Origin of the sequence: Pseudomonas sp. C2B4 (assembly GCF_013359695.1) — a bacterium.
Classification (GTDB): Bacteria; Pseudomonadota; Gammaproteobacteria; order Pseudomonadales; family Pseudomonadaceae; genus Aquipseudomonas.
This window is the reverse complement of record NZ_JABFMU010000009.1, coordinates 52,256-76,108: the sequence shown is the minus strand read 5'-3', so window position 1 is coordinate 76,108 and position 23,853 is coordinate 52,256. Positions and strand designations below refer to the sequence as shown.

General features: G+C 55.3%; 21 protein-coding genes and 1 tRNA gene. 8 read left to right on the top strand and 14 right to left on the bottom strand.

Going from position 1 to position 23,853, the window contains the following annotated elements; translation table 11 throughout:
* Positions 1-145: 145 nt before the first annotated feature.
* Positions 146-922, bottom strand: a complete 777-nt coding sequence (gene cysE / locus HNQ83_RS09475; RefSeq protein ID WP_175388749.1) for a serine O-acetyltransferase — start codon at positions 920-922, stop codon at positions 146-148.
* Positions 923-924: 2 nt separating this feature from the next.
* Entirely contained in the window at positions 925-1,695 is a 771-nt protein-coding gene (gene trmJ / locus HNQ83_RS09470; protein WP_096513321.1) for a tRNA (cytosine(32)/uridine(32)-2'-O)-methyltransferase TrmJ, read from the bottom strand.
* Between the two features lie 146 nt (positions 1,696-1,841).
* Between trmJ and suhB the strand changes: the two genes are divergently transcribed.
* The gene (suhB, locus tag HNQ83_RS09465; RefSeq protein ID WP_007941397.1) at positions 1,842-2,660 is read left to right on the top strand and encodes an inositol-phosphate phosphatase; all 819 of its coding nucleotides are present in this window, start codon (positions 1,842-1,844) and stop codon (positions 2,658-2,660) included.
* A gap of 260 nt (positions 2,661-2,920) precedes the next feature.
* Here the strand turns inward: suhB and HNQ83_RS09460 are convergent, their stop codons facing one another.
* From HNQ83_RS09460 to queA, 6 genes are all read right to left on the bottom strand, one after another.
* A complete protein-coding gene (locus tag HNQ83_RS09460; protein WP_175388702.1) occupies positions 2,921-3,472 on the bottom strand; it encodes a glycine zipper 2TM domain-containing protein in 552 nt (183 codons plus the stop codon).
* A gap of 119 nt (positions 3,473-3,591) precedes the next feature.
* Complete coding sequence (gene secF / locus HNQ83_RS09455; RefSeq protein ID WP_175388701.1) at positions 3,592-4,506, bottom strand: protein translocase subunit SecF; 915 nt, start codon at positions 4,504-4,506, stop codon at positions 3,592-3,594.
* 9 nt (positions 4,507-4,515) lie between these two features.
* Positions 4,516-6,384, bottom strand: coding sequence for a protein translocase subunit SecD (secD, locus tag HNQ83_RS09450; protein WP_175388700.1), 1,869 nt, complete (start codon positions 6,382-6,384; stop codon positions 4,516-4,518).
* Between the two features lie 63 nt (positions 6,385-6,447).
* On the bottom strand, positions 6,448-6,783 hold the full coding sequence (gene yajC / locus HNQ83_RS09445; protein WP_007956696.1) for a preprotein translocase subunit YajC: 336 nt from the start codon (positions 6,781-6,783) through the stop codon (positions 6,448-6,450).
* A gap of 43 nt (positions 6,784-6,826) precedes the next feature.
* Positions 6,827-7,942 carry a tRNA guanosine(34) transglycosylase Tgt gene (gene tgt, locus HNQ83_RS09440; RefSeq protein WP_162634923.1) on the bottom strand — a complete coding sequence of 372 codons (1,116 nt, stop codon included), beginning with the start codon at positions 7,940-7,942 and terminating at the stop codon, positions 6,827-6,829.
* Positions 7,943-7,956: 14 nt separating this feature from the next.
* Positions 7,957-9,006 carry a tRNA preQ1(34) S-adenosylmethionine ribosyltransferase-isomerase QueA gene (gene queA / locus HNQ83_RS09435; protein WP_175388699.1) on the bottom strand — a complete coding sequence of 350 codons (1,050 nt, stop codon included), beginning with the start codon at positions 9,004-9,006 and terminating at the stop codon, positions 7,957-7,959.
* Between the two features lie 107 nt (positions 9,007-9,113).
* On the opposite strand from queA, the gene HNQ83_RS09430 reads away from it, so the two are divergent.
* Both HNQ83_RS09430 and HNQ83_RS09425 read left to right on the top strand, forming a co-directional pair.
* A tRNA-Leu gene (locus HNQ83_RS09430) sits at positions 9,114-9,198 on the top strand.
* 153 nt (positions 9,199-9,351) lie between these two features.
* Positions 9,352-9,681 (top strand): hypothetical protein, encoded by a 330-nt coding sequence (locus tag HNQ83_RS09425; RefSeq protein ID WP_175388698.1) that lies wholly within the window; start codon positions 9,352-9,354, stop codon positions 9,679-9,681.
* 358 nt (positions 9,682-10,039) lie between these two features.
* Here the strand turns inward: HNQ83_RS09425 and HNQ83_RS09420 are convergent, their stop codons facing one another.
* The 4 genes from HNQ83_RS09420 to HNQ83_RS09410 are packed head-to-tail and all read right to left on the bottom strand — an operon-like array spanning position 10,040 to position 16,039.
* Positions 10,040-13,171 carry an AAA family ATPase gene (locus HNQ83_RS09420; protein ID WP_175388697.1) on the bottom strand — a complete coding sequence of 1,044 codons (3,132 nt, stop codon included), beginning with the start codon at positions 13,169-13,171 and terminating at the stop codon, positions 10,040-10,042.
* Positions 13,172-13,174: 3 nt separating this feature from the next.
* A complete protein-coding gene (locus HNQ83_RS31620) occupies positions 13,175-13,690 on the bottom strand; it encodes an ABC-three component system middle component 1 (RefSeq protein ID WP_372241887.1) in 516 nt (171 codons plus the stop codon).
* Positions 13,662-14,987 (bottom strand): ABC-three component system protein, encoded by a 1,326-nt coding sequence (locus HNQ83_RS09415; RefSeq protein ID WP_175388696.1) that lies wholly within the window; start codon positions 14,985-14,987, stop codon positions 13,662-13,664. Before HNQ83_RS09415 ends, HNQ83_RS31620 begins: the two co-directional genes overlap by 29 nt.
* A complete protein-coding gene (locus HNQ83_RS09410; protein ID WP_175388695.1) occupies positions 14,984-16,039 on the bottom strand; it encodes a ComEC/Rec2 family competence protein in 1,056 nt (351 codons plus the stop codon). Before HNQ83_RS09410 ends, HNQ83_RS09415 begins: the two co-directional genes overlap by 4 nt.
* A gap of 768 nt (positions 16,040-16,807) precedes the next feature.
* Between HNQ83_RS09410 and HNQ83_RS09405 the strand changes: the two genes are divergently transcribed.
* Positions 16,808-17,119, top strand: coding sequence for a DUF3077 domain-containing protein (locus HNQ83_RS09405; protein WP_175388694.1), 312 nt, complete (start codon positions 16,808-16,810; stop codon positions 17,117-17,119).
* 286 nt (positions 17,120-17,405) lie between these two features.
* Here the strand turns inward: HNQ83_RS09405 and HNQ83_RS09400 are convergent, their stop codons facing one another.
* Complete coding sequence (locus HNQ83_RS09400) at positions 17,406-17,774, bottom strand: PH domain-containing protein (protein WP_095193791.1); 369 nt, start codon at positions 17,772-17,774, stop codon at positions 17,406-17,408.
* 459 nt (positions 17,775-18,233) lie between these two features.
* Here HNQ83_RS09400 and HNQ83_RS09395 point away from each other — a divergent pair, with 459 nt between their 5' ends.
* From HNQ83_RS09395 to HNQ83_RS09380, 4 genes are read left to right on the top strand one after another with little or no spacing between them, the layout of a single operon-like run.
* A complete protein-coding gene (locus HNQ83_RS09395) occupies positions 18,234-18,710 on the top strand; it encodes a formate dehydrogenase subunit gamma (protein ID WP_175388693.1) in 477 nt (158 codons plus the stop codon).
* Positions 18,710-20,266, top strand: coding sequence for an NADH-quinone oxidoreductase subunit NuoF (locus tag HNQ83_RS09390; protein ID WP_175388692.1), 1,557 nt, complete (start codon positions 18,710-18,712; stop codon positions 20,264-20,266). The genes HNQ83_RS09395 and HNQ83_RS09390 overlap by 1 nt, the downstream gene beginning before the upstream one ends.
* Complete coding sequence (fdhF, locus tag HNQ83_RS09385) at positions 20,263-23,139, top strand: formate dehydrogenase subunit alpha (RefSeq protein WP_175388691.1); 2,877 nt, start codon at positions 20,263-20,265, stop codon at positions 23,137-23,139. Before HNQ83_RS09390 ends, fdhF begins: the two co-directional genes overlap by 4 nt.
* Positions 23,136-23,357 carry a formate dehydrogenase subunit delta gene (locus HNQ83_RS09380; protein WP_175388690.1) on the top strand — a complete coding sequence of 74 codons (222 nt, stop codon included), beginning with the start codon at positions 23,136-23,138 and terminating at the stop codon, positions 23,355-23,357. The genes fdhF and HNQ83_RS09380 overlap by 4 nt, the downstream gene beginning before the upstream one ends.
* A gap of 136 nt (positions 23,358-23,493) precedes the next feature.
* Here the strand turns inward: HNQ83_RS09380 and HNQ83_RS09375 are convergent, their stop codons facing one another.
* Complete coding sequence (locus HNQ83_RS09375; protein WP_175388689.1) at positions 23,494-23,835, bottom strand: potassium channel family protein; 342 nt, start codon at positions 23,833-23,835, stop codon at positions 23,494-23,496.
* Between the last annotated feature and the right edge of the window lie 18 nt (positions 23,836-23,853).

Here is a 23,853-nt window from a genome sequence, read left to right as displayed (position 1 = left end):
AATTCCTGAGTATTTAAGTCAACTATAAGACCTAGTACTTTAGTCAGGATTACCCGCAAAGAGCGGGCGCATGATATCAGGGTCTGCGGCTTAATGGCACACCGCTTAGCGCTGTGCCATTGCCTGAATACGACCTATAAAGGCATTAACTGGCCTGGCTCTGATCCTTGTCCTTCACACAGGCGAAATCTTCTTCGCGCAGCTCAGGCAGATCTTTCGCACAGTAATTACTGCCCAGATCCTTCAACGCCCCGCACATTCCCTCCAGGCGACCATCCACTGCTTGCAGGTGATCCAGCAGTTGGTTGATGGCGCGAGCCACAGGATCCGGCATGTCTTCAGTCACACCGTAAGCATCGAAGCCGATCTTCTCGGCCATGGCCTTGCGCTTGGCGTCCTGCTCTTCGTCAGGCTTGACGATGATCCGCCCCGGAATACCCACCACAGTGGCGCCCGGCGGCACTTCTTTGGTCACAACGGCATTGGAGCCCACCTTGGCGCCAGCTCCAACAGTGAACGGACCGAGCACCTTCGCGCCCGCCCCAACCACCACACCATCACCCAGGGTCGGGTGACGCTTGCCTTTGTTCCAGCTGGTCCCGCCCAGGGTCACACCCTGATACAGGGTCACGTCATTACCGATCTCGGCGGTTTCACCGATGACAATGCCCATGCCATGGTCGATGAAGAAACGCCGACCGACCTTGGCGCCCGGATGAATCTCGATCCCGGTCAGCCAGCGACCGAAGTTCGACACCAGCCGCGCCAGCCATTTCAGGTCGGCACGCCACAGCATCGAAGACAGGCGATGGATCCAGATGGCATGCATGCCGGGGTAGCAGGTCAGGACTTCAAAAGCATTACGCGCCGCCGGATCACGATGGAAAACACTCTGGATATCTTCACGCAAACGCTCGAACATCATTAATCCTTCCGCTTAAGAAGCTCACCACGGGCCGCTTTTTGGGTTTCCGTGAGGATGCCACGCAATATATTCATTTCCGCCCGGCTGACCGAGCTGCGTCCGTACAACCGGCGCAGGCGCGCCATCAAGTGCCGTGGCTTTTCCGGATCGAGAAATTCAATGGCCACCAGGGTTTGCTCCAGGTGCTCATAGAATCGTTCCAGCTCATCCATGGTCGCCAGCTCAGCGCTTTTGACCGATGCCACTTCTTCCTTTTCGACCTTGCTCGGCTGACCTTCGGCCGCCAGCCAGGACATGCGCACTTCATAACTCAACACCTGCACCGCCGCCCCAAGGTTCAGCGAGCTGAACTCAGGGTCGGATGGGATGTGCACGTGATAGTGACATCGCTGCAGCTCTTCGTTGGTCAGGCCGGAATCTTCGCGACCGAACACCAAGGCGATCTCGGCGCCCTGCGCGGCTTCCTCGACCACTTTCGCACCGCATTCGCGGGGATCGAGCAGCGGCCAGGGAATCCGACGGTCGCGGGCGCTGGTGCCCAGCACCAGATTGCAGCCGACCAAGGCATCTTCCAAGGTGGCGACGACTTGCGCTTTTTCAAGGATGTCCCCGGCACCGGATGCACGGGCATCAGCCTCGTGATGCGGAAACAGGCGCGGCTCGACCAGCACCAACCGCGACAGGCCCATGTTTTTCATGGCGCGCGCAGTCCCGCCGATATTGCCCGGATGGCTGGTATTGACCAGGACGACACGAATGTTTTGCAGCAAGGGAGGCGCTCTCGAACATATATAGGGGGAGCAGAATCTTACAGCTCAAACTACCGTTAAGCCATGAAAGCGAACGTCGTCCTTCACCTGTAGAAACTTTCTGATAGAATGCCCGGCTTTCTTTAACAACCTTAGGTGACACATCCATGCAGCCCATGCTGAATATCGCGCTGCGCGCCGCCCGCAGCGCCAGTGAATTGATCTTCCGCTCCATCGAGCGCCTGGATACCATCAAGGTCGACGAAAAAGACGCCAAGGATTACGTATCCGAGGTGGATCGCGCCGCCGAACAGAAAATCATCGACGCGCTGCGCAAGGCTTACCCGAATCACTCGATCATGGGTGAAGAGACCGGTCTGCACGCCGGTACCGGGATCGAAGGCGAAGAATACCTGTGGATCATCGATCCGCTGGACGGCACCACCAACTTCCTGCGCGGCATTCCTCACTTCGCTGTCAGCATCGCCTGCAAATACCGCGGTCGCCTGGAACACGCTGTTGTTCTGGACCCGGTTCGCCAGGAAGAATTCACCGCCAGCCGTGGTCGCGGCGCTCAACTGAACGGTCGTCGCCTGCGCGTCAGCGGCCGCACCAGCCTGGACGGCGCCCTGCTGGGTACCGGCTTCCCGTTCCGTGACGACCAGATGGACAACCTCGACAACTACCTGGGCATGTTCCGCGCCCTGGTTGGCCAGACCGCCGGCATCCGCCGCGCCGGCTCCGCCAGCCTGGACCTGGCCTACGTGGCCGCCGGTCGTTTCGATGCGTTCTGGGAGTCGGGCCTATCCGAGTGGGACATGGCGGCAGGCGCCCTGCTGATCCAGGAAGCAGGCGGTCTGGTGAGCGACTTCACCGGCGGTCACGACTTCCTTGAAAAAGGCCACGTCGTTGCCGGCAACACCAAATGCTTCAAGGCAGTCCTGACGGCCATCCAGCCGCACCTGCCGGCCTCGCTGAAGCGCTAAGCCTCCAGCGACAGAGAAAAGCACCCTTCGGGGTGCTTTTTTTATGCCTGGAATTTGCCCCCCCCCCCGAAAACACCACAAATCCCTGTGGGAGCTGGCTTGCCTGCGATAGCGTCGGCACACACAACATCAATGTGCCAGACAGATCGCTATCGCGGGCAAGCCCGCTCCCACAGGGTCTATCAGAGGCCTCAAATCAGTATTTAAGGCACAAAAAAAGCACCCCGCAGGGTGCTTCTTTTTGAATCGTCTTGAGCCGATCAATGAGCCTGCTGATTCTCCGACAGGATCAACTTGCCCTCTTTATCCACAGGAATCTGGTTACCCGGATCGCGATCCATCCGGACCTTACCTTCCTTGCCATCCAGCGAGTACCGCACATCGTAGCCCACGACCTTGTCACTGATGTCATTCACCGTATTACAACGGGTCTGCGTCGTGGTGTAGGTGTCACGCTCTTGCATGCCCTCCTGAACCTTGTTGCCGGCATAACCGCCACCGACCGCGCCCGCCACCGTGGCAATTTTCTTGCCGGTGCCGCCGCCGATCTGGTTACCCAGCAGACCACCCGCCAGCGCACCTACCACGGTACCGGCGATCTGGTGTTGATCTTTCACCGGCGCTTGCCGGGTGACAGCTACATCCTTGCACACTTCACGTGGAGTCTTGATTTGCGTCTTGACCGGCTCAACGGCGAGTACTTGCGCATACTCGGGGCCGTTATTTTTAACCAGGCTGTAGGTGGCCACAGCACCCCCGGCAGTCACACCGACAGCACCCAGAACAGCACCAACCAGCATCGACTTGTTCACATGAACCTCCTGACCATCAAATGCGGGATAAACCCGCGCTTCTCCCAGCCTTGGAGCATAAAAAAAGGCGCGAGTTCAACTCGCGCCTTTTTGGACTACATCGCTGAAGGAAGCTTCCTTCAAGGACGGTCGTCGACTTCCTTCTCGGTGTTGACTACCGGAATCAGGTCTTCGGAGCTCAGATTCAGCCAGATCAGCACCACGTTGGCGATGTAGATCGACGAATAAGTACCCGCCAGAACACCCACCAGCAGCGCCAGGGAGAAGCCGTACAGGTTGTCGCCACCGAAGAACAGCAGCGCGGCAATGGCCAGCAAGGTCGAAACCGACGTCGCGATGGTCCGCAGCAGGGTCTGGGTGGTCGAGATGTTGATGTTCTCGATCAGGCTGGCCTTGCGCAGTACGCGGAAGTTCTCACGAACCCGGTCGAATACCACGATGGTGTCGTTGAGCGAATAACCGATGATCGCCAGTACCGCCGCCAGCACCGTCAGGTCGAAGGTGATCTGGAAGAACGACAGGATACCGATGGTCACGATCACGTCGTGGATCAGCGAAACGATTGCACCGACCGCGAACTTCCACTGAAAGCGGAAGGCCAGGTAGATCAGGATGCCGCCCAGCGCCATCAGCATGCCGAGGCCGCCCTGGTCGCGCAGCTCTTCACCCACTTGCGGGCCGACGAACTCGACGCGCTTGACCGTCGCCGGGTTTTCGCCGCCGACCTTCTGCAACGCCGAAGCCACCTGGTGGCCCAGTTGCGGGTCTTCGCCAGGCATGCGCACCAGCAGATCAGTGGTGGCGCCGAAGTTCTGTACCACGGCTTCGTGATAACCGGCCGTAACCAGTTGCTCACGTACCTTGGTCACATCAGCCGGACGCTCGTAGGTCAGCTCGATGAGCGTACCGCCGGTGAAGTCCAGGCCCCAGTTCATGCCTTTGGTGGCGCAGCTGAACAATGCCAGGGCCGTGAGGAACAATGTGACGCCGAACGCGAAGTTGCGAACGCCCATGAAGTTGATTGTACGTAACATGGCAGCCCCTTAAATCCACAACTTCTTGAAGTCACGACCGCCGAAGATCAGGTTGACCATCGCGCGGGTGACCATGATGGCCGTGAACATCGAGGTCAGAACCCCGAGGGACATGGTCACGGCGAAGCCCTTGACCGGACCTGTACCCATGGCAAACAGGATCCCGCCCACCAGCAAGGTGGTCAGGTTGGCGTCGAGAATCGCGGTGAATGCGCGACCGAAACCTTCGTTGATTGCCCGCTGCACACTCATGCCCGCCGCGATCTCTTCACGTATCCGCGAGAAGATCAGTACGTTGGCGTCGACCGCCATACCCATGGTCAACACGATACCGGCGATACCTGGCAGGGTCAGCGTTGCACCCAGCAGCGACATCAGGGCCAGCAGCAGCACCATGTTCACCGCCAGCGCGACGGTGGCGATGATGCCGAAGAAGCGGTAGATGGCAATGATGAACAGCGAAACGAACAACATGCCCCACAGGGATGCATCAACACCTTTGACGATGTTGTCGGCACCCAGGCTAGGACCAATGGTGCGCTCTTCAGCGAAGTACATCGGCGCCGCCAGACCACCGGCACGCAGCAGCAGCGCCAGTTCGGACGATTCGCCCTGGCCGTTCAGGCCGGTGATGCGGAACTGAGCACCCAGCGGCGACTGAATGGTCGCCAGGCTGATGATCTTCTTCTCTTCTTTAAACGACTGCACCGGCACTTCTTTCTCGACGCCGTCGACCACTTGCTTGGTGTAAGTGGTGACCGGACGCTGCTCGATGAAGATCACCGCCATGCTGCGACCGACGTTCGAACGGGTCGCACGGCTCATCAGCTCGCCGCCGTGACCGTCCAGACGGATGTTCACTTCTGGCGTGCCGTGCTCGCCGAAACCAGCCTTGGCGTCAGTCACCTGGTCGCCCGTGATGATCAGGCCACGCTCGATCAACGCAGGAGGACGCTTGCCTTCACGGAACTCGAATTCTTCGGAAGTGGCTTTCGAAGCACCAGGCTCAGCCGCCAGACGGAACTCGAGGTTGGCCGTCTTGCCGAGGATACGCTTGGCTTCTGCGGTGTCCTGTACGCCCGGCAGCTCAACCACGATACGGTTGGCGCCCTGACGCTGGACGATCGGTTCAGCAACACCCAGCTCGTTGACGCGGTTACGTACCGTGGTCAAGTTCTGCTTGATGGAGTATTCGCGGATTTCCGCCAGCTTCGCCGGGGTCATCGCCAGACGCAGTACCGGTTGGCCATTGAGGTCGGCCGGAACAATGTCGAAATCGTTGAAGTTCTTGCGAATGATGGTACGGGCCTGTTCGCGGGTCGCTTCATCGGTGAAGCCCAGCTGAATGGCACCGCCCAGTTGCGGCAGGCTGCGATAGCGCAGTTTCTCTTTACGCAACAGGCTCTTGACGTCGCCTTCGTAGACTTTCAGGCGTGCATCCAGGGCTTTGTCCATGTCCACTTCAAGCAGGAAGTGCACACCACCGGACAAGTCCAGGCCCAGCTTCATCGGGTGCGCGGCCAGGCTGCGCAGCCATTGCGGGGTGGTTTGTGCCAGGTTCAGCGCGACGACGTAGTCATCACCCAACGCCTTGCGCACAACGTCCTTGGCAGGCAACTGGTCTTCAGCCTTGACCAGGCGAATCAGACCGCCCTTGCCGCCGGCAGCCAGGGTGGCAGCCTTGACGTCGATCCCGGATTCCTTGAGCGCAGCGCTCACACGGTCCAGATCTGCCTGATTGACCTGCAGCGCAGTGCTTGCACCGCTGACCTGAATGGCCGGGTCATCAGGATAAAGATTGGGAGCGGAATAAATCAGACCGATCGCCAGCACCGCCAGGATCAGAATGTATTTCCACAGAGGGTATTTGTTCAGCATCACGCCGCCCGCTTATGACGCGGGGCGCCTTGCGCGCCCCGTCGATTGAGTAGAAGTTGAAACTTAGATCGCTTTCAGCGTGCCCTTAGGCAGCGTGGCGGCGATGGCGCCCTTCTGGAATTTCATTTCGACGGTGTCGGAAACTTCCAGAACGACGAAATCGTCAGCCACTTTGGTGATCTTGCCAGCGATACCGCCGGTGGTCACAACTTCGTCGCCTTTCTGCAGGCTGCTCAGCAGGTTCTTCTGCTCTTTGGCGCGCTTGGCCTGTGGACGCCAGATCATCAGGTAGAAGATGACCAGGAAGCCGACCAGGAAAATCCACTCAAAGCCGCCGCCCATCGGGGCTGCAGCAGGTGCTGCAGCGTCTGCCATGGCATTAGAGATAAAAAAGCTCATTTAGCACTCCAGTTGCAAATGTTGAATCTTGGGGTCAGAAAACTCAGTCCAAAGGCGGAACGGGAAGCCCGCGTTTGGCGTAGAAGGCATCGACAAAGGCGGCCAATGTACCCTGTTGAATAGCCTCGCGCAAACCAGCCATAAGCACTTGATAATGGCGCAAGTTATGGATGGTATTGAGCATGCTTCCCAGCATTTCGCCGCACTTGTCCAGGTGATGCAGATAAGCACGGGAGAAGTTCTGGCAGGTATAGCAATCGCAGGTCGGATCCAGCGGCGAATCATCATGGCGATGGAACGCGTTACGGATCTTGATCACGCCTGTGTCAATGAACAGATGCCCATTGCGGGCATTACGGGTTGGCATCACGCAATCGAACATGTCCACACCGCGGCGCACACCCTCAACCAGATCTTCCGGTTTGCCAACGCCCATAAGGTAACGAGGTTTGTCAGCCGGCATCTGGGCTGGCAGATAATCCAGCACCTTGATCATTTCATGCTTGGGCTCGCCCACCGACAGACCGCCGATAGCCAGGCCGTCGAAGCCGATCTTGTCGAGGCCTTCCAGGGAGCGCATGCGCAGATCCTGGTGCATGCCGCCCTGAACGATACCGAACAGCGCCGCCGTGTTGTCGGCATGGGCGTTTTTCGAGCGCTGGGCCCAACGCAGCGACAACTCCATCGACACGCGGGCAACGTCTTCGTCGGCCGGGTACGGCGTGCATTCGTCGAAAATCATCACGATGTCGGAGCCCAGGTCACGCTGGACCTGCATCGACTCTTCCGGGCCCATGAACACCTTGGCGCCGTCGACCGGGGAAGCGAAGGTCACGCCCTCCTCCTTGATCTTGCGCATGGCGCCCAGGCTGAACACCTGAAAACCGCCGGAGTCGGTCAGGATCGGGCCTTTCCACTGCATGAAATCGTGCAGGTCGCCGTGCTTCTTGATCACTTCCATGCCCGGGCGCAGCCACAGGTGAAAGGTGTTGCCCAGGATAATTTCAGCGCCAATCGCCTCGATATCCCGTGGCAGCATGCCCTTGACCGTGCCATAGGTGCCGACCGGCATGAAGGCCGGGGTCTCGACGGTGCCACGGGGGAAGGTCAAGCGACCACGACGAGCCTTGCCATCGGTGGCAAGCAGCTCAAACGACATGCGACATTCGCGACTCATTCTGTTTCCTCTGGGCCGCTTGGAGCGGGGTTACGGGTGATGAACATCGCATCACCGTAGCTGAAAAAGCGGTATCCGTTGTCGACCGCGGCTTTATAGGCGGCCATGGTTTCCGGATAACCGGCGAACGCCGAAACCAGCATCAACAGCGTGGATTCGGGCAAATGGAAGTTGGTGACCAGGGCATCGACCACATGAAACGGCCGGCCCGGGTAGATAAAGATGTCGGTATCGCCACTGAACGGCTTGAGCACGCCATCGCGGGCGGCGCTTTCCAGGGAACGCACGCTGGTAGTCCCCACCGCCACCACCCGACCGCCGCGCGCGCGACAGGCGGCCACCGCATCCACCACGTCCTGGCCGACTTCCAGCCATTCGCTGTGCATGTGGTGGTCTTCGATCTTCTCCACGCGCACCGGCTGGAAAGTGCCCGCGCCAACGTGCAGGGTCACGAACGCCGTCTCGACGCCCTTGGCGGCAATCGCTTCCAGCAGCGACTGATCGAAATGCAGCCCCGCCGTCGGCGCCGCCACCGCGCCCAGGCGCTCGGCGTACACCGTCTGATAGCGCTCGCGATCGGCGCCTTCATCCGGGCGGTCTATATAAGGAGGCAACGGCATGTGCCCGACGCGGTCGAGCAACGGCAAGACTTCTTCGGCAAACCCCAGCTCGAACAACGCATCGTGACGCGCCAGCATCTCGGCCTCGCCACCGCCATCGATCAGGATCTTCGACCCAGGCTTGGGCGACTTGCTGGAACGCACATGGGCCAGCACGCGATGACTGTCCAGCACCCGCTCCACCAGGATTTCCAGCTTGCCGCCGGAAGCCTTCTGGCCAAACAGCCGCGCCGGAATCACCCGGGTATTGTTGAACACCATCAAATCGCCAGGGCGCAAATGCTCCAGCAAATCAGTGAATTGACGGTGTGCCAGGGCGCCGCTGACCCCATCCAGGGTCAACAAGCGACTACCGCGACGCTCGGCCAAAGGATGGCGGGCAATCAGCGAATCAGGAAGCTCGAAAGTAAAGTCAGCAACGCGCATGATGGGGTTCGTCTAGCAGGGCCGGGAAGTCTAGCGGAAATATCAAAAATTCTCCATGTACCTGATTGACCAGCGGTATTCACCTCTCTATACTTCGCCGCCATTGAGCCCTGATGGCGGAATTGGTAGACGCGGCGGATTCAAAATCCGTTTTCGAAAGGAGTGGGAGTTCGAGTCTCCCTCGGGGCACCAAAATTAAGAAAGGTCTTGCTTAGCAAGGCCTTTTTTTTCGCCTATAGAAAAGCACCTGACACCCCACCGTCCCGTGTAGGAGCTGCCGAAGGCTGCGATCTTTTGACCTTTTTTACCCTTCACCCCGCCTGACCCTTTCACAAGGACTCACCCATGGAATCGCAACTGGAAACCGTCGCCCTCTTCTCTCTCAAACTCGCTTATGAAACGGAAGGTTCAAGCCCGATTTTGCGGGATGATTTGGTGATGGGTGATTACCAGCGGGATGTGTTTGAGTTGCTGGTGCGCCGGGGGGATGTTGAGGGGATTCAGGTGAAGGTGGATGAGTGTGTAGGGTTGGCGTTGGAGGCTGTTGGGGGTGTGGATAAGCCGTTGGGGCGGGAGTTGGGGAAGTTGGCGGGGGAGTTTGCTGGGATTCAGGCTATTAGGGAGCTGAATGGCCCACTCATTGCCCTGCGGGATTATCTGAAAGCCATTCAATGAATACGGGCTGGCGGCATATAAAGCGGAAATTTAACCAATAATAAATCTATCCCCTTTCTCCTTATCGGGACGGGTAAGCAAGTTGTTACTCCTTATTTGGCAGTCCGCGATTGGCTCATGGGCTGGGGGAGTTGGGATTCTACACGGCGGACACGCCCAATCGCGTAGTCACGTCTGAGAAAGAGCGCCTTTTCAGTCACTTGGTTGACCGCCTGGATTCTGAATTGTTTGGAAAGCGCTGGTTGCTCATGACATCCCCTAAGGCGCTTCATTACAAGGCTTGGAGGTGCCTACGAAACGATGGGCGACTCATTTCATCATAGCTCAAGCGAGCTATGATGAATTCGTAAGAGACTTTTTACAGTTGCGCTGGCTCGACGCGGACTACGCCGTATGACTCAAGCCTCAAAAATTTAGATCCATTATCAAGTGGAATTTTCTTTTGAAGTAGTTTGTAGAAATTCTCATCGTGAGTAGAGATTATGATCTGCTTATTAAGTTGGCGACTGATGTTTCGGAGCAAATCAATGGTTGATAGGATATTGATGGAGTCCATAGAGTGCATCGGATCATCGATGAATATCACGTCGACTGGAGCACCCTCGTAAGTAGCGTGAATAGCCTTTGCTAAGAATATACTGAGACTTAGGATGTTAAGCTGGGCGGCACTGAAATACAAAGTCGGCGGGACTCGTTTATTTTTCTCATCCACCACTACTATATGCAAGCTAGGTCGCTCATCTTGCGAAAAAGTAGGAACAAATTCGACAGTATTGAAATTAGGATGTGGATCTATTTTTTTATAAATCTCGTTTATGAGGTCGTTATAGAAAAAGCCAGATATTTTTGATTCTAAATATGATACGACCTCGGATATTTCATTTTCCAACCTCTCCTGTAAAGCTTCATGCTGTGTTTTAAGCAGCATCAAGGGTGAGAGGTTTCGCTTATGTGTCAGATGCTCAATATAAGGCAGAAGAACAGGAAGCAATTCCTGCAATGTAGAGCACGTATCTATTTTTTTTCTGAGCGTTGCGCACTCTGCCAAGCACTCAGAAATTTTTCCATTTAGTAGACCGTTAGTTATATTTAGAGCGCTAGGTGCAGGTATATTAAAAATTTCTGAGAATCTTTTTCCAAAATTAGACTGCAGACCGAGCCAAGTCGCCCTTGAATCATGGAGTTCGGTATAAGCTTGTTCGACGTCCGAATCTTTTAGCCAAATTTTCGATTGAATCATCCAACTTTGGAGAGTGGAGGTCTCGGTGAGTGCTTGGTTCAGCAAGGTTTCAGCATCACTTAATTTTTGAATTAACTCTTCCTGCTTAGTTTTGCAGTGTTCATGAAGTCCTGCCCCCAATGGGAGTCCTATTTTACTCGCATACTGAGCAACAAATAGATAAGCCGGTTGCCCTTTGTGTGCGTCTACGGATGAACGGAGTTCTTGTATATTTTTTTGTGATTGCTCGATAAGAGATAAGCATCGACGAAACCCCCGCTCTTCAATTTCGCGGAGAGATACGTAGCTTTTCTTATTTTCCTCAATAATAGCTATTTGTGAGTTTATATGATTAACAAGTGCCGGCTCGTCCATTTGCAGAGTGTATTCTCTAGCTGCATTCAGCTTCCCCGTAGCAGTGATCTGCTGTGAGCGAAGAGTATTAAGCTCTGAGTTAGTTATAAGTTTATTTTTTGTTACCTGAGCCAACGTCAGCCGTACAGAGGCCAGGGCTTCATCGACAAACTGTAGAATACGCCGAAGTAGTTCGTCAGCTTCGTTAACGGTGGTTTCTCTCTCAGAGGAAATACTCTGCGCCTGCTGCTGCAAATAGCTCTGTAAAGAAGGGATCGCATCGTTCTTAGCAATGGCTGCTAGAAGTTTTTCATGATCATCATATGGGTGGTTGCACAAGGGGCAATTCGCCCCCTTGTGTTCTAAAATTAGTGTTTGCCCAAGGTTTACCAGTTGCCCAAATAGCCCGGACTGATCATTGACAGCCTTTAAAGCCAAGGCGTTTTCAGATAATTGAGCCTCCAGCTGAACAATTCTTCGATTTGCTGAGGACAACCTAATAGATACGTCTTCAGATATGGGGATGAGCCCTGTTATGTTCGATATGACATTGTGCCGATCTAGACCAGAGATGCTAAGTTTGTTGATGCGCTCAGAAAGTGCGAGCTCACTTATGTTTAGTGCAGAAAGTCGCGACTCTAAATCTTGAATCTTAAGGTTGATCTGTTGGATTAGCTCAGACTCTGTCTGAATTATCAGAAAACTATTTTTTGCGGCGTCTTGGTATGATCTCCACTGGTGTAACAGAGTATCTGCGTCAGTGATACTCTTAGATAATTTTTCAAGCGCAATACTGATGACCTTGTGCGTGGACTCTTCATTTTTAAGAGATAGTAGTTCTTCCGATAGGCTCTGCTCTAAGATTGCAATGCTTTTAGTTGCAACATCAAAGGGTGGCAGCGACTGTGCAAGCTGTTTCAATTCGCTAACCTGTGAATTTAGGTCGGTCAGTACAGCTTGTTGATTCTCAATTTGCGTGCTGAGCTCTTTACACCTCCTGCTTTTTGCAACTGCCATCGAAAGGTGGCTGTAAGTCTCGACTGAGTCAGCCAGGCTTCTTTCTGAGTCATACGCAATTTCGGAGTCTAGTATGAGATTTTTCAATAACTCAATTTCCGAGTTTTTAAACTCAGCAAGACGTTCGAAGCGTCGAATCACCTCCGCAATCATAAACTTGAGATTGCCTTCCGAGGCTTGATTTAAATTGCTTTCTGATACCTTAAGATACTGGCCTTCATCACCTAGTGAGTTCACGGCTAAATTATATTGCTCAAAGGCCGTAAGATTTACAGGTTTAGCTATCAGTTCCTCTAGTTTAGAAATCTCATTTCTAATCTCATCCAGCATCTGTGTATTTTCAGCCCTGAGGGCATAGAGCTTCTTGCGAGTGTCTTCCGCATCCACGGAGAACGTATCCATGAAGCGTTCATAGCGATCAGCTGGCTTGCTTTCTCGAATGAAGGCATCCACACCTTCTTGGGATAAAAATATATCTCTGAATGCTGCTCGCCCCTTGGCGACTTTTCCAGTGAATGAAAAATCTCTTGCTCCATCTACGGCAGGCGATAGATTTCGCGTAAATGGCTTTTTACTTATAGTTGTGAGAACACTGACAGATGTCTTAAGTTCAAGGGGAGCATCGTGGTTGCGTAAAATGTATTGAGGAGACTCCGGGTCTTTGCTGTTGTCTGCTGCCGCCACGTTGTTTGTTTTGGTTGAGGCACGAACATATCGACCTATGCTCTTAGTGAGCGCCCATTCTACAGCATCATAAAAAGAGCTTTTGCCGAAGCCATTAGGCGCATAGAGAGCGACAAATTTTGCAGGCTCACCATCGTTAAGTAAAAAGTCGAAAGTACCATTTTCAATGCTATTGTAAGCGCGAAAAGCCTGAATCTTAACGTTCTTGATTTTCATCTATTATGCACCTATCAAGCTACTTAAAATTGCGCGCCTTTTGTCTTTGTCTATCGGATTGTGGCTCAATGGAACGGACGTCAATACTTCGGACAGAGAACTGTTAAATTGTTCTGGTATTTGTCGTAGGTCTAGTTTAAGTGACGACCCCAGTATATCCCTGCTCAAAACTTGCTGGATGTGCTCAGCATCGAAGGGGTACACATGTTTATCAAATATCAATTTACGACTACAAAATCTGTCGTTCTGGATGCGATAAATTTCTGTTATTGGTAACTTTTCAGGGGTGAAAAATGCAAGATAATAATTCCATTTTGCGCGATCATCTGTGGCTTGAAATTTTCCGGCTATGATGCCTTGTATCCCTTCCCAATTGGATAGTATATTTTCCTTATTGCTATTAAAACATGCAAAGCAAACAATCGACTGATCACTTGAGGCATATGCGTAAAATTTGAAGTTTGGAAATTCAGCCTCCAAGCTTCGAAGATTAAGGTCTGCCCTTAATAAACTCTCCATAGTACTCCTTAAATAGTTTTACGAATTCGATTTGGCTCTTACCTCTGAGTCGATACTCATTCTTAACTAAGCATTTGCTATTAAGTGCAGTAAGGTGGTGCACTGAAAGGCTTTCAAGCTTGCTCACCGTATGAGCATCTATTTCTTGCTTTTGTGCAACAGGGTTAGGAGAAGCAATGTCGGTTATTATGTCGCTTAGATGGATTTCGTCAGGCTCTATCAAGGGATTACCTTCTGGCGAGCCTACAACAACTACACCGTGGGAGCTCATTGTTTGGTTTGCAAAATCCAATATTTCCCTGAGTTTAGCGAGCCAACTCTGGCTTGAGTTGTGATACAAAAATCTTCGAGTTTTAGCTGAGTCCTCAATGTATTCACTTGCAAGACATTGCACGGAATCAATTGCACTGCAAATTACGTAAAACTCCAAAAGTCCGACCCAGAGGTTTCGATCCATTATTGCCCCAGGATCTGTGCTTGGGATCAAGAGATGGGAGCCATATTTTTCCACCATTTGAAAAGGCTTAGGAAGGCCGTTGTCGATTAGGTTCTGAGAGATTCGATTTAAGTAGACTTGGACTTCTGCAAGGGTTGTGTTATTTATGAAGTTTAGATTAAAAATCAGATTACTTATGCGGGAGAAACACCCTAAATAATCCGGCGCAAGTGGCGGGAGTTTTTTATCCGCCAAAAGCTGTATGAAATGATTCATTGTGTAGCAAACTAAACGTCCAGCTTGTTCATTATAATCAATCGGCGCCTCATCTACTCCATACTCTATCCCTAAAAGCTCGAGCCGCCCATTTGAATCGATAAAAACACCCGCACCAGAAAATCCATTAATATATATTTTCTGAGGGCCATTTGTGGCGTTTATGATGAACTTATGGCTCTCTGCAGAGCCTACGGTACAGTCTTGATTTTTGATCTGCTTGGCATTACCAACCATCTGAGCCCGACTTTCAGGATAACCAATCATCCAGCAAGGCATTCCTGGCCTAATGGCAGATGTTGTCACCGGTGCATAATTTAAACCTTCGACTGGATCAATTACTAAAATTGCACAATCTAAGCCTTTGGTTTTCCCCCGATCAGGAAATGTGAGGCATTTTTTTACCTTTATCTTCAAGCCGTCGTAACTCTCTACCACTTGCTTTTTTTCAGCAACATGCCGAGCAGTTAAGACATATGCTACGTCGGGGTGCAGAGAACTTACTAAAACCCCGCTTCCTCCGTTAACCTTTACTGCGTACTGATTGACGCACTGCAAAGCGGTCGTGTCTTGTGAGAAATTCACGGGTAAAAATCCAAACTTTGTATTGTGGATATGTTTGAGGCGTATTTGGTAAGCTCAGCATAGCTAAAGGTCTGGCTTATTACTTCTTGGTAGTTGAAATACAGTTTAGCTTGTGGATGTTGCTTGAGAATCCTGGCTATGGTCAGTCTGTCGGGATGCTGGTGTACCAAACCGTTTGTGGAAAAAAAGAACCCCGAGTTATCTATCATCGAGAGAAACTCTTGGCTCGTATTGCTCTGGCTTCCATGGTGAGATACCTTAACGAAATCAACTTTTATCTTATTAGAATCGCTGTATCCCAGGGATGTCAGAGACTGTCGCACCACATCATCGGGTGCGTCGGCCAAAAAGAGTGCTCTAAAGCTTCCTAGCTCCAAAAGAAATGAAATGGAGCTGCGATTTGCTGGCGCGTCATCATCAACAAATAAATCTTTACTTAGTAAGTTTACAAAGGACTCATTGACATCCTTGCGCTTTCCGGAAGTATAAGGACTTATGAACTCTTTCGGCCATTTGTTCGCCAGCTTAAGAATATCGCCTTTACAAGGAGAGAGCACTGTTAATGTGAATGGTCCTTCTGTATGTTTCTGCCCTGTCAATATTAAATTTTTATGCCAATAGTTTCCCGACATGATTTTACTTTCTAGGGTAAATGCTTGTCGAAAGCTGGTTTGCGGATTTTCATCCTTATCAAACTTGACATGATTTTCAATAATGTCAGGGACACCAGCTGCATCAGTAATTAGAACGGATGAGTTATACCAGAGCTTCTTGGTAATAGTTCCAAGATACCCATCGGTTTCGAAAGCTCGCTTCATTCCACCAATATGATCGCTGTCAATGTGAGTTAGTACACAGAGGTCAATTGACTGTCCGCTTGTTTTAAGATTATCAAGGATTAGCCTCAATGGGCCGGGCGCCCCATTGGGCCGCCTAAAAGTATTGACCGTTCCCCCATCAATCAATATGTTGAAGGGCCCTCCGTCTCCCAGATAAGAGACCAGTAGGCAATCTCCATGGTCAGCCTGTAAAACAGTCACTCGAACGCTCATCCGAAGCTTCCTTGTTCTATTCTTGCTGGCGCATTCCCAACTGCGAAGCTTCTCAGCTGCATCCCTCATAACATCGTCGGGCGAGAGAGGTGTCGGTGTCTTCACGTGACTTGGGTACTAGGTTTATGGCAAAAGGCCGGCTAGCACGGTAGGTTACATCAATCCTGTTTCCTCGTCAGGGTCAGCCTTCGGCTAGGAGATTTATTCCTAGCGTAGGGAATAGCTGGTTAATGCGGGGCATCGGCAACAATAGCTTCGCTATCTTGGAGAAGAGGCTAGGATGTCTGCGATGCCTTTATGATGCATTCCTGCATCTTTTCGATGATGCTGATACGGACCGAAATCGGAACAGACTAAATTTTTCGCCATCTGTGCTTGTGATCGAATCCCTCCAAGGTTGCAGGATCTAAATCTGCACGATACCCTCCTACCGTCGCTGCCAATTCAGCGACCGGGTGTGGAAACCCGTGTAATTCAAGGCGCAACAGCGCCCCCATCACGTCTGCCGGCGCTTTTTTTATGCCTGCGGCGTGAGTTATGGCGGCTGTGCGTGGGACGTCTTCGGGCGTGCCGGTTTCCTTGATTCCCGGTTTTCCACCCTGCGCACAGCTGTCACCCATTCGTGTGGAAACGAACGTGGCAGCTCCTCATATCAAGGAGTTGGATAATGCGCAGTATCAATCCGTTTGAAATTTGGCTGTTCCCTCTACGCAACTCCCAATCGCATAACACCCTCCCCCATTGCCTCTCCCTCCTCGGAGGTGGCCAATGACCGAACAGCCCGAACTCAAAACCATCGGTTTAACCCCCGCCATCTACTGCTCCGATCAACCTCTATTCCACGTCACCCGCGATGTCCCGTTGGACGATGCATTGGCCATGGCTTCTGATTTTCTGTTTCTCGCCAAGGCGCTGACCAAGGATGCGGCCTATGTCAGGGACACGGATTACCACGCTTGGGCCGCGCATTATTTGACGGCGATGAGTAAGGCGGTGGTGGATGATGCGGTTAAGGTGCTGACTCGGGATCGGGCTTCTGGGCAGGTATCCGAGCGGGCGGCGGCGAAGGCTGGAGAGTAGTTGTTGATGTCTGTGGGGTTGGGTTGCTTGTGATTTTGGTGGCTGGTTCAGATTGATGTTGGTTGGGCTGGCGCTATCGCGGGCGAGCCCGCTCCCACAGGGGTTGGGGTGAGTTGGCTGGCATTGTTTGGCTTGGGTGGGTGGGCTGCTTATGCAGTTCTGCATTCGGGATTGGTGTTGGCTGGGCTGGCGTTATCGCGAGCAGGCTCGCTCCTACAGGGGGTTTGTGTGTTGGTGGGTATTTGGTTTGGCCCCGGGGTTTCCGGGGCTTTTTGTTGGGGGGTGGTTAAAGCAGATGTTGGGAAATCAGCTTCGAAACTTCCACCATCGACGTCTTGCCGGTGAATTCGAATTTTACTTTGCCCAACGATGAGAAGTAGATCTCCAGCTCGGAATCCAGGTCGAACGTGCCTGAGGTTTCGACCGAGTACGCGACGATGTTTTTGTAGGGCAATGAGGTGAAGTCTTTTTTGCTGCCGGTGATGCCCTGGACGTTGACCGAGATGATGCGTTTGTTGGTGAACACCACGCCGTCGCGCATGGATTTGTAGGCGTCGATGACGTGTTCGCCGTCGATCAACAGGGCGGAAACGCGTTCGGCGTATTCGTCGTTTTGCTTGAGTTTGAAGAATCCCTTGTTGTTGAAATCAATCATCGGTCTTTCCCTGTTTATCAAATGAACGGCTTGTGCCTGACTTCATACTCGATCGGGATTGCAGAGTCAGCCCCCCCTGCATCTGCTCCGTAGATTTGCCCATGGTTCTGATGCTTCTTCCCACCTGTAATGCTTGCTATACATCCACCACGACAAGCCCATAGCGGCATTAAGCCACTGGCCGAGGCTCCCGTGCCCCGCTCAACTAGACTTAATGGAGAGTCGTAGGCAGAACCGAGCACGTCGCTTTGGTGCAGTTCAATCAATAGCCGCGTGGCAAGCTGCCCTTTATGCCCGGTAGAGGTGCGACGCAGATCGCATCGGGCGCAACAAGATGCCCGCCAAGGGTGCCCTGGCCAACGGCCTGCCACGATACCGTGACGTGGTGTGAATGCCGCAGCCGACACTTTCGGACAACCGACAACCACCAGGTTTGTCCGTGACCGTGAGGATTGCTGAATGCCTGATGAGAGTTTGCACCTGTCTGTGGTCAACACTCTGCTGGAGCGCCATAAGGGCACTCCCGGCGCGCTGTTGCCGATTCTTCATGATATTCAGGAGCGCATCGGCTATATCCCCGATGCGGCCATCCCCGAGATTGCCCATGCGCTGAACCAGAGTCAGGCCGAGGTTCGCGGGGTGATCAGTTTTTACCATGATTTCCGTACCTCGCCGCCGGCCCGCCATATTCTGCGTTTGTGCCGCGCCGAGTCTTGCCAGAGCCGCGGGGCCGAGCAGTTGGCCGCGCAGTTGCGCGATCGCCTGCAACTGGATGACCACGGCAGCAGCGCCGATGGCAGCATCAGTTTGCGTCCCGTTTATTGCCTGGGTGCCTGCGCCTGTTCGCCCGCTCTGGAGCTGGATGGCCGGGTGCATGCGCGGCTCAGTGCAGAGCGTCTGGATGCCTTGCTCGATGCTTGCCGGGAGGACGCGTGATGCCGACTCTTTATTTGCCCTGTGATTCGCTGGCCCGTGCCGTGGGCGCCGATGAGGTGTCCACGGCGCTGATCACTCAGGCCAAAGCACTTAATCTGCCGCTGGAGCTACAACGCACCAGCTCGCGCGGTTTGTACTGGCTGGAGCCGTTGCTGGAAGTGGACACTCCTCAAGGCCGAATCGGCTTCGGTCCGCTGACCGCAGACGATGTACCGTCCGTACTAGAAGCCCTCCAAAGCCCAACAGCACACCCACTGGCCTTGGGCCTGGTGGAAGAACTGCCTTACCTGAAATCCCAACAACGCCTGCTGTTCGCCCGCGCCGGCATCACCCGGCCGCTGTCGCTGGACGATTACCGCGCCCACGGCGGTTTCGAAGGCCTGACAAGAGCCGTTGCTATTGGCGGCGAACAAACCGCCACCGCAGTCTTCGATTCAGGCCTGCGTGGCCGTGGCGGCGCGGCCTTCCCCGCCGGGATCAAATGGCGCACGGTGCGTGGCACCCAGGCGGCGCAGAAATACGTCGTGTGTAACGCCGACGAAGGCGACTCCGGCACTTTCGCCGACCGCATGTTGATGGAAGGCGACCCCTTCCTGCTGATCGAAGGCATGGCCATTGCCGGGCTCTGCACCGGCGCCACCTTCGGCTACATCTATGTGCGTTCGGAATACCCCGACGCCGTGGCCACCCTGCGCCAGGCGCTCAACATCGCCCGTGAAGCCGGTTACCTAGGCGCCAATGTCGGCGGCAGCGGTCTGGCTTTCGATATGGAAGTGCGGGTCGGCGCCGGTGCGTACATCTGCGGTGAAGAAACCGCGCTGCTGGACTCTCTCGAAGGCAAACGTGGGATCGTCCGCGCCAAGCCGCCGATCCCTGCGTTGCAGGGCCTGTTCGGCCAGCCGACGCTGGTGCACAACGTGCTGACCCTGGCCTCGGTGCCGCTGATTCTGGCCAAGGGCGCGCAGTTCTATCGCGACTACGGCATGGGCCGCTCCCTGGGCACCATGCCTTTCCAGCTGGCGGGCAATATCCGTCACGGTGGGCTGGTGGAACGGGCCTTTGGCCTGACTCTGCGCGAGCTGGTGGAAGACTACGGTGGCGGTACCGCCAGTGGCCGTCCGCTGAAGGCTGCGCAGGTGGGCGGTCCGCTGGGCGCCTGGGTGCCGCCTTCGCAATTCGATACCCCGCTGGATTACGAAGCCTTCGCCGCCATCGGCGCGATGCTCGGTCACGGTGGCGTGGTGGTGGCTGACGACAGCCTCGACATGGCGCACATGGCACGCTTCGCCTTGCAGTTCTGCGCCGAGGAATCCTGCGGTAAATGCACGCCGTGCCGCATTGGCTCGACCCGTGGCGTGGAGGTGATCGACCGCCTGCTCGCCGCGCCGGATCAAGCCGCTCGCGATCAGCAGGTGATCATCCTCAAGGACCTGTGCGACACGCTGCAATACGGTTCGCTCTGCGCATTGGGCGGCATGACTTCCTATCCGGTCGCCAGCGCCCTCAAGTACTTCCCCGCCGACTTCGGTCTGCAAGCCTCGGAGGCCGAGCAATGATCACTGTATTCGATCCGAAAACCGATATGGATCTGGGCACGCCGGCCCGCGAAAGCGATGTGCAGATCACCCTGAACATCGACGGCCGCAGCATCACCGTGCCTGAAGGCACCTCGGTGATGCGCGCCGCGGCGCTGATGGGCACCACCATTCCCAAGCTCTGCGCCACCGACAGCCTGGAAGCCTTCGGCTCCTGCCGCATGTGCCTGGTGGAGATCGACGGCATGCGTGGCTACCCCGCGTCCTGCACCACGCCTGTCACCGAAGGCATGACGGTGCACACCCAGACGCCCAAGCTCGCGACCCTGCGCCGCAACGTCATGGAGCTGTACATCTCCGATCACCCGCTGGACTGCCTGACCTGCTCGGCCAACGGCAACTGCGAGCTGCAAACCGTGGCCGGCCAGGTCGGCCTGCGGGAAGTGCGCTACGGCTATGAAGGCGAGAACCATCTGCAGGACGTGAAAGACACCTCCAACCCTTATTTCGACTACGACCCGAGCAAGTGCATCGTCTGCAACCGCTGCGTGCGCGCCTGTGAAGAAACCCAGGGCACCTTTGCCCTGACTATTACCGGTCGCGGTTTCGAATCCCGGGTGGCAGCGGCCGGTGGCGAGAACTTCCTCGACTCGGAATGCGTGTCCTGCGGCGCCTGTGTACAAGCCTGCCCGACCGCGACCCTGATGGAAAAAAGCGTGGTCGAGCTGGGCCAGCCGGAACGCAGCGTGATCACCACTTGCGCCTATTGCGGCGTGGGCTGCTCGTTCCGCGCCGAGATGAAAGGCGACCAACTGGTGCGCATGGTTCCGGACAAGAACGGCCAGGCCAACCACGGCCACTCCTGCGTCAAGGGCCGCTTTGCCTGGGGCTACGCCACCCACCCGGATCGCATCACCAAGCCGATGATCCGCCAGCACATCAACGACCCGTGGCAGGAAGTCAGCTGGGACGAAGCGGTGACCTACGCCGCCAGCGAATTCCGTCGCTTGCAGCAGAAATACGGCCGCGACTCCATCGGTGGCATCACCTCCAGCCGCTGCACCAACGAAGAAACCTATCTGGTGCAAAAACTGGTACGCGCCGCGTTCGGCAACAACAACGTCGACACCTGTGCGCGGGTCTGCCATTCGCCGACCGGTTATGGCTTGAAACAAACCTTGGGCGAGTCCGCCGGTACCCAGAGTTTCGATTCGGTGATGCAGGCTGACGTGATTCTGGTGATGGGCGCCAACCCCAGCGATGCGCACCCGGTGTTTGCTTCCCAGCTCAAACGTCGCCTGCGTGAAGGCGCACGGCTGATCGTCATCGATCCACGGCGTATTGATCTGGTGGATTCGGTGCACGCCCGCGCCGAATATCACCTGGCCCTGCGCCCCGGCACCAACGTCGCCATGCTCAACGCGTTGGCCCACACGATCATCACCGAAAACCTGCAAGACCAGCCCTTTATCGACGCCCGTTGCGAGGGCAATGACTTCGCCCGCTGGAGCGAATTTGTCAGCCGTGCGGAGAACTCGCCGGAAGCCCTTGCCCCGGTCTGCGGGGTCGACGCTGACGATATTCGCGCCGCCGCTCGCCTGTATGCCACCGGCGGCAACGCCGCGATCTACTACGGCCTGGGCGTCACCGAGCACAGCCAGGGCAGCACCGCCGTCATGGGCATCGCCAACCTGGCCATGGCCACCGGCAACATTGGCCGCGAAGGCGTGGGCGTAAACCCGTTGCGCGGGCAGAACAACGTGCAGGGCTCTTGCGACATGGGCTCCTTCCCCCACGAGTTGCCCGGTTACCGGCACATCTCCAACGTGGCGGTACGGACCGAGTTCGAACAGGCCTGGAACGTCACCCTGCAACCCGATCCGGGCCTGCGCATTCCCAACATGTTCGAGTCGGCGCTGGCCGGCAGCTTCAAGGGCCTGTACTGCCAGGGCGAAGACATCGCCCAGAGCGACCCGAATACCCAGCACGTGACCGCGGCCCTGTCGGCCATGGAATGCGTGGTGGTACAGGACATCTTCCTCAACGAAACCGCCAAGTTCGCCCACGTGTTCCTGCCGGGCGCCTCGTTCCTGGAAAAGGACGGCACCTTCACCAACGCCGAGCGCCGCATCTCGCGGGTTCGCAAGGTCATGGATCCCCTGGGCGGCAAGGCCGACTGGGAAGGCACCGTGGCCCTGGCCAATGCCCTGGGCTACCCGATGAACTACAAGCATCCATCGGAAATCATGGATGAAATCGCCCGCCTGACGCCGACTTTCACCAACGTCAGCTACGCCGAACTGGAACGCCACGGCAGCCTGCAATGGCCGTGCAACGCCGCCGCTCCGGATGGCACACCGACCATGCACATCGAGCAATTCGTGCGGGGCAAGGGGCGCTTCATGCTCACCGGTTATGTGCCCACGGAGGAGAAGGTCAACAGCCGTTATCCGCTGCTGCTCACCACTGGGCGCATCCTCAGCCAGTACAACGTCGGCGCGCAGACCCGGCGCACCGAGAACGTCGCCTGGCATGACGAAGACCGCCTGGAAATCCATCCGACCGACGCCGAGAGCCGTGGTATCAACGAAGGCGATTGGGTCGGCATCGGCAGCCGTGCCGGCCAGACCGTACTTCGTGCGAAGGTCACCGAACGGGTCGCGCCGGGCGTGGTGTACACCACCTTCCACTTCCCTGAATCGGGGGCCAACGTGATCACCACCGACAACTCCGACTGGGCCACCAACTGTCCGGAGTACAAGGTCACCGCCGTGGAAGTCAGCCGCGTCTATCACCCATCCGAATGGCAAAAACGCTATCAGGAATTCAGTGACGAACAGCACCGCTTGCTCAAGGAACGTCGTCAAGGTGCCAAAGCGGAGGTGCGCCGATGAGCACTGAGAACCTGATCAAGATGGCCAACCAGATCGCCCAGTACTTCGCCAGCGAACCGGACAAGAAGCAGGCCGTGCTCGGTGTGCGTAACCATCTGCAGATGTACTGGACGCCGGGCATGCGCAAGGAATTACTGGCCTGGCAGACGGAGCATCAGGGGGCGGATTTGCATCCGCTGGCGCAAGAGGCGGTCAGCGGGGCGGGGTGGGAGGCTTGATGTAGAGAACTGTGTAAAACCTGTGGGAGCGAGCCTGCTCGCGAATGCGGAGTGTCAGGTGACATTAATGTGGCTGACACACCGCTTTCGCGAGCAGGCTCGCTCCCACAGGGGTGGTGTGTTGTGTTTGCCCGCCTTACTTATCTCCCCCCGTCACCCGAACCGCCGTCTCGATCGCCCGCACACTGATGGCCGCAAAGATCGCCGTCAGCAGCACACCATTGAACCCAAGCAATATCGCCAATACCCGCGACAGCGGCAGTTTCGGCACCAGCTCGCCATAACCAATGGTCAAGCCGGTCACGAAGCCAAAATAGATGCCGTCAAACGCGTCCCAGCCCTCCAGATAGCTGATGATCAAGCCAACCGTAACGATGACGACCAGCATCGCGGAAAAGATCGGCCAGGCCAGTCGAAGGTAGAAGCCGACGGATTTGTAGAACTCTCGACGGATGTGCGACGTAGGGGCGTGCGTCATGTCATGGCCTCCAGAACG